General features: G+C 62.3%; 4 protein-coding genes and 1 pseudogene. 1 reads left to right on the forward strand and 4 read right to left on the reverse strand.

The features are described 5' to 3' along the window. Positions 1–147, forward strand: a pseudogene (locus EN955_RS35780) (metallophosphoesterase); the annotation flags it as partial. Here the strand turns inward: EN955_RS35780 and EN955_RS33240 are convergent. From EN955_RS33240 to leuA, 4 genes are all read right to left on the reverse strand, one after another. Continuing rightward, positions 131–748, reverse strand: a complete 618-nt coding sequence (locus tag EN955_RS33240; protein WP_013529921.1) for a hypothetical protein — start codon at positions 746–748, stop codon at positions 131–133. The pseudogene EN955_RS35780 and the gene EN955_RS33240 overlap by 17 nt on opposite strands. 113 nt (positions 749–861) lie before the next feature. Beyond that, positions 862–1,665, reverse strand: a complete 804-nt coding sequence (locus EN955_RS33245) for an alpha/beta fold hydrolase (RefSeq protein WP_024504511.1) — start codon at positions 1,663–1,665, stop codon at positions 862–864. 197 nt (positions 1,666–1,862) lie between these two features. Further along, positions 1,863–3,638 carry a hypothetical protein gene (locus EN955_RS33250; protein WP_024504512.1) on the reverse strand — a complete coding sequence of 592 codons (1,776 nt, stop codon included), beginning with the start codon at positions 3,636–3,638 and terminating at the stop codon, positions 1,863–1,865. A 184-nt stretch (positions 3,639–3,822) separates the two neighbouring features. Continuing rightward, positions 3,823–5,562, reverse strand: coding sequence for a 2-isopropylmalate synthase (leuA, locus tag EN955_RS33255; protein ID WP_032899463.1), 1,740 nt, complete (start codon positions 5,560–5,562; stop codon positions 3,823–3,825). Positions 5,563–6,116 lie beyond the last annotated feature (554 nt).

The raw sequence follows: 6,116 nt of genomic DNA on the forward strand, positions 1-6,116 counted from the left end.
GCGCAGTATAATCTGTTCGACATTGACGGTGAAAAGGGAAACTGGCGGATCCGGCTGACACGGCGCGGCCTGACCGGGCCGTCCATACCGCCATCCGATCTGCAGACGGTGGAGCTTGGCGCCGAGGCCGCTATGGCCGCAAATTGACAACCATGGCCACGATGCGGTCCCAGAACAGGACGACCGACACCACAAGGCCGACCAGTGCGCCGGCAGCGACCAGGCCAAGCCCGGACAGAAGGGCCGACCAGCGTTTGCCGCGCTCCGTCGCGCGCAGCGGCGGTTCGGCTTCTGGCACATACGCACGTTTCAGGCCGGCGACGGCGGGTTCGACGCCGCCTTCCAGCATCCTCTGACGCTCGACGATGCGCTCGGCGACATAGCGCGTCACGGAATCGGCAACCGATTTCATCTCAGTGGATTCGGCAAGCACCACCCGGCCGATGCGGGTGTCCTTGAGGAAGCGATAGGTGCGGCGGTCGCGCCCCATGGCGACATGGCTGATGGCGTCGATCCACAGGCGCGGCTGCAAGCCCGACGAGACGACAAAGTCGAAATTGTCCATGTCGGCCGGAACATCGGCAAAAACCGGCGCCAGCTCGGCGGCAAGCAGATCGAGACGCATGCGATGCGCCTCGCGCATGTCGACGACGACATCGTCGCGGTCGGCGAAGGCATTTTTGACATCACGGATGGCATCGGACAGTTTCTTCGACTGGTCGATGGTCTTCTCGCCTGCTTCCTTCATCGGCGTCTGCCTCGTGGGTTTGGTTAACACTGGGTTAACACAGCCGCCGGCAAAATGCACTGGCGAGATCGACGGCGTCGGGATGCTCAGGAGGGTCGTCGTGCGCGAAAAGGTCAGCTTGCTGCTGCGGCGAATTTCTGGCGGTGCGGCCTGGCGCGGCGGCTGGTGTTGCGGCGAATGATCTCGGCAACGAGGTCGGGTGCTTCCTCGGCCAGCATATGGCCCGCCTCCAGCACGTGGTGCACGTGAAAATGCGCCGGCAGGTCATCCGCCTGGGTAAAGGGCAGCACCGCATCGCTGGTTCCCCATGCCACCATTACCGGCATGTTCAGCCGATCGAGGCGATCGTGCGGGATGACGCCTTGCCGATCGTCCACGGTCATGGCGGCCGCGATCCCGACCAGCTTTTCGAGTTGGCCGGGTCGCCTGCGCATTTCCCAAAGGATGTCCACCGTATGTTCGAGCGGCAGGGCAGAAGGTCCCGACATCTGGGAGAGGCAGGAGCGGATCTCGGACCGATCCGCGGCTTCGGCATAGCGGCGCAACAGCGGCCCGTTGATTTCGGGGCCAAGGCCGCCCGGCGCCAGAAGCGTCAGCGAGGCTATCTTTTCGGGCTCGGCCAGCGCCATCAGCGCCGCCACGGCACCACCCATCGAGTGGCCCACGAGATGAACGCGCTTCAGCCGACGCTCCGAGAGGTCGGTCAGCACGGCCTTGGCCGCCACCCTGGCCGGACCGGCGGCGGGAAAGTCGAGCGACATCCCATGCCCAGGCAGATCATAGGCCAGCGTATGCGTGGAAGGCGTCAGAGCGGAAATCACCTCGCGCCATACATCGTGGCAGCCGCCGAAACCGTGCAGCAGGACGATGGCCTTCGAGCCAACACCCTCTTCGGCGGCAAAAAGTGATGCGGTCATGAAAGCTGATTTTTTGTTATTGCAGAATGCGCGACACCAATCGTGGCTGAATTGCTCCTAGTCCGACATGATGACCAGTAAAATTTTCGCGATTTGTACGGTTGTGTACAGAACTTGGGGATCAATCGACTTTCGGCGATCGGAGCGCAGTAAATCCATCGGGACACGGCGCAGCCAGTCCGCGGACGTCGATGGTGTCAGCTCGGGCTGCCGAGCCCGGCAGCGCGCAGTGCCTGAACCAGCCGGGCGGTCAGGTCGGCCGGATATTTCCGCTCGACGAAAGTCGCCCGCGGATCGGCGGCAAATTTGGGGAACTCGGTGGTCAACTGTTTCAGCAGCGTGCTCACCAGATGGTCCTGTCCGGCAGCCTTGGCGCCGATCAGCCGTGCCGCCAGATAGTGTGATTTCGTTGCCGTCGTTCTCAGTGCCATGCTGGCCGCGACTGCCTTGTTCGTGTCGCCGAGCATGAGCTCACCGACGAACAGCCCATAGTCCCACCATGTCGGGTGTCCGCTGAAGGTCTCCGCCGCATGATCGAGGATCGGCGTTCCCTCGGCGTATCGTCCGGCGAAGATCAGCCCGTAGCCGTAAGCGGCGGCCATGCCGAGATCGTAGGGGTTGAGTTCATAGGCCTTGCGCATCCAGCGGATTGATTCGTCCGTATTGCCGAGGCGCGAACTGACATAGCCGTAGGCGCGATGCGCATAAGGGCTGGTCGGACCCATCTGCACGCCGCGATGGGCAAACTCGACGGCTGTTTCAATCGTCGCGTTGGGCGGATAGGCGTAATGATCGGACACCGCCTCGAGATGCAGGGAAGCAAGTTCCGAATAGACGAGTGAGGACTTGGTTCCACCATTGGCCAGCTTCTCGAGGCAACGATAGGCCGCCTCATGGGTCCTGGCGTTCTGGTCGAGGTAATATTTGCCGTTGAGCAGCAGGCACTGCGTCAGACCGTTTGGCGTGCCGGTCTGCTCGATATAGTTGTAGATGGTGCCGGAGGCGGGGAGTGCCGAGCTCAGCATGTCGGCAATACGGTCTTCGACCGCCGCAGGTGCGCTGTCGGCAGGGGTGAGATTGCGCGATAGAAGCACCCGTCCGGACGCCATGCTTTGCAGTTCTATCGTGATATCGCCCGCGTCCGGTCCGGGCAGGATGTCGAATATGAAGCTCGCAGCGTCGTCGGCTGGATCGTTGACGGTGTCGCGACCAATGAAGTCGATCGTATCGAAGCCACTCAGGCCGGCGCGCAGCGATGCGGCGACACGGCTGGCGTCGGGGCCGTCAGCCTTGAGTCCGATATAGACTTGCGGCAGGGCGTCAGCCCTTGCCGACGATGTGATGCTTGCGGTTGCGCCAGCGGTCTCCGGCGTTGCCGAGATGTCGCCGCCTGCCAGCAAGGCAGTGCTGCCCTGGCGAAGGATCAGTACGCCCAGCATGGCGATGACCAGGGCGATCGCCATCCAGAAAAAGCGGAGATGGCGCGCCACCGAGGGGGCAGGCGAAGTCAGTACGGAAGTCAGAGACATCGCCTCCGGCGTGCCCGTGCCGGCTTCGTTTGACCGATCGGCGGATGCGGCGCCGTCCAGCCTGAGTTCGGGAACAGCCTCGGCAATATCCGGCAGGCGGATCGCATTCGATTCATAGGCAGGAACATAGCCGCCGCGCGGAATGGCGATGCGGACCGGTTCGGCAATTCCCTCATTGGCGAAATAGTGCTGCAGAAGCTCGCGCAGCCTGCCTGCCTGCACCCGCACCACGGCATCGGTGGACGGGTCGAAATCGCCGTCCTTGCCGAAAACATCCATGGCAATGGAAAAGCCCTTGAGCCTGTCGGCTTGGCCGGCCTGTTCACGTTCGACAAGATAACGTAGCAGCTTGCGCGCGCGTTCGGATCGGCCGAACGTTTGGCTGGCAAGCAGTCGCTCCAGTGTCTCGCGCACTGCGGGGGCGGCAGGCGTGGCATGCTGCAAGTGTCGATCCTCTCGAAGTCGGCACAGGTTGAGGCGCGATCATATAGGTCCCGCACCACCACACAAGTATACACCCCATTATGCGATCACGTACCCACCGGATAATTCCGCGGTGGTTAACGGCCCGAAAGGTCGGAACCGATCACCAGATTGGGACGGTTCCGATCTTTGTTCCCGTCGGGCGTCAGCCGGCTTTTTTGCCGACGATACGGTTGGCGGCGGACATCACTGCTTCCAGCGAGGCGGCGACGATGTTGGTGTTGATGCCTGCGCCGAACAGCTTGCCGCCGGGATATTCCATCTCGACATAGGAAATGGCCGACGCGTTCGAGCCGCGCTGCATCGAGTGCTCGGAATAGTCGAGCACCGACATCTCGACACCGAGATGACGTGACAGCGCATCGACGAAGCCGTCGATCGGGCCGGTGCCTGTGCCCGATATCGTCAGTTCCTTGCCGTTGTCGAGGATGACCGCCTCGACGACGCGCCGGCCCTTGATCTCGGTGCTGGGATAGGTGTGGTGATCGAGGAATTTCAACCGCGCGCCGGGCTGGTCGACATAGGTCTCGAGAAAGCGCTCGTAGATGCGCCTGGCCGGCACTTCCTTGCCCTCGGCATCGGTGATCGCCTGGATTTCCTGGCTGAACTCGATCTGCAGGTTGCGCGGCAAATTGAGGCCGTAATCGGCCTGCAGCACATAGGCGATGCCGCCCTTGCCGGACTGCGAATTGATGCGGATGATGGCTTCGTAGCTGCGTCCGACATCGGCCGGGTCGATCGGCAGATAGGGCACTTCCCACAGGCTCGTATTGGCCTTCTTCAGCGCCTTCATGCCCTTGTTGATGGCATCCTGGTGCGAACCGGAAAAGGCGGTGTAGACGAGTTCGCCGACATAGGGGTGGCGCTCGGGGATCTTCAACTGGTTCGAATATTCATAGACGTCCTTCATCCGGTTGATGTCCGAGCAGTCGATCAACGGATCGACACCTTGCGTGTACATGTTCAGCGCCAGCGTGACGATGTCGACATTGCCGGTGCGCTCGCCATTGCCGAACAGCGTGCCTTCGACACGGTCGGCGCCGGCCATCAGGCCGAGCTCGGTGGTGGCGATGCCGGTGCCGCGGTCATTGTGCGGATGCAGCGAGACCAGCAGGTTCTCCCGGTTGTCGAGGTTGCGGCACATCCACTCGATGCGATCGGCATAGATGTTGGGTGTCGACATCTCGACCGTCGAGGGCAGGTTGATGATCAGCTTGTTGTCAGCGGTCGGCCTGACGATCTCGGTGACGGCGTTGCAGATCTCCAGCGCCACTTCCAGCTCCGTGCCGGTAAAGCTTTCCGGCGAATACTCGAAACGAAAGCCTCCGCCGGCCTTGGCCGCCATGTCGGTGATCATCTTGGCGGCGTCGGTGGCGATCCGCTTGATGCCGCCGACGTCCTTCTCGAAGACGACGCGACGCTGCAGCTCGCTGGTCGAATTGTAGAAATGGACGATCGGGTTGGTGGCGCCCTTCAGCGCCTCGAAGGTGCGGGTGATCAGCTCCGGCCGGCACTGCACCAGCACCTGCAGCGAGACATCGGCGGGTACGTTGCCTTCCTCGATGCACCAGCGGGCAAAGTCGAAATCGGTCTGGGAGGCCGACGGGAAGCCGATCTCGATCTCCTTGAAGCCCATGTCGAGCAGCAGGCCGAACATGCGTGCCTTGCGCTCATGGCCCATAGGATCGATCAGCGCCTGGTTGCCGTCGCGCAAGTCGACCGAGCACCAGATCGGCGCCTTGTCGATCACCTTCGAAGGCCAGGTGCGATCGGTGAGACCGACGGTCGGATAGGGCTGATATTTGCGGGCTGCGTCGGGCATGCCTTTGGCCGAATCCGTGTCGGCTACCGCGGCATCGGAGCGGATCTCTTCTCGTGCGTTCATCGTCGTTTCTCCCGGCGGCTCATGGATCCACCTTCAGGTGGATTGATGGCGAGCGGCGCCTTTACCAGAATTTCGTTCGCTTGATGTGATTGCCAAGGAGCATGCGCTTGCGCGGCGGTTCGACCGCCGGGCGCTCCTTCAGCGAACCCGGCGATCGCCGATAAGGCCGAGAAGAAGCAGGGTCGAAGCCAGCGCGCGCACGGTCTCGCCGGAAAAACCGGTCGGACGGGAAGCGTTGCTGGCGCGCGTGTTCATGGCGGATCTCTTACAGGAGCGGCTTGTGGGAGGCAAGTGGGCCGCGGGCCGTGTCGTAAGCACATGAGTTGTCCGGATTAGGTAGCACGTGAGTTGTCCGGTTTTATCGCCAGCGAATGGAGGCTGGGGATGAAGCGGGCCGCAGGCCGTGCAGGACAACGAATCCGGGTTAACGGGCTTCGGAGCCTTTGCCGGCGCGTTGGCCGACGAAGCGTCAAACGAAAAACCCGCCTGTGCGGCGGGTCACTGGCGCAAATCAGCACCATGGATGAAAATGTACCTTAGCTGAGGGCAGGGAG

The sequence above is a fragment of the Mesorhizobium sp. M7A.F.Ca.CA.001.04.2.1 genome, from assembly GCF_003998485.1.
Lineage (GTDB): Bacteria > Pseudomonadota > Alphaproteobacteria > Rhizobiales > Rhizobiaceae > Mesorhizobium > Mesorhizobium ciceri.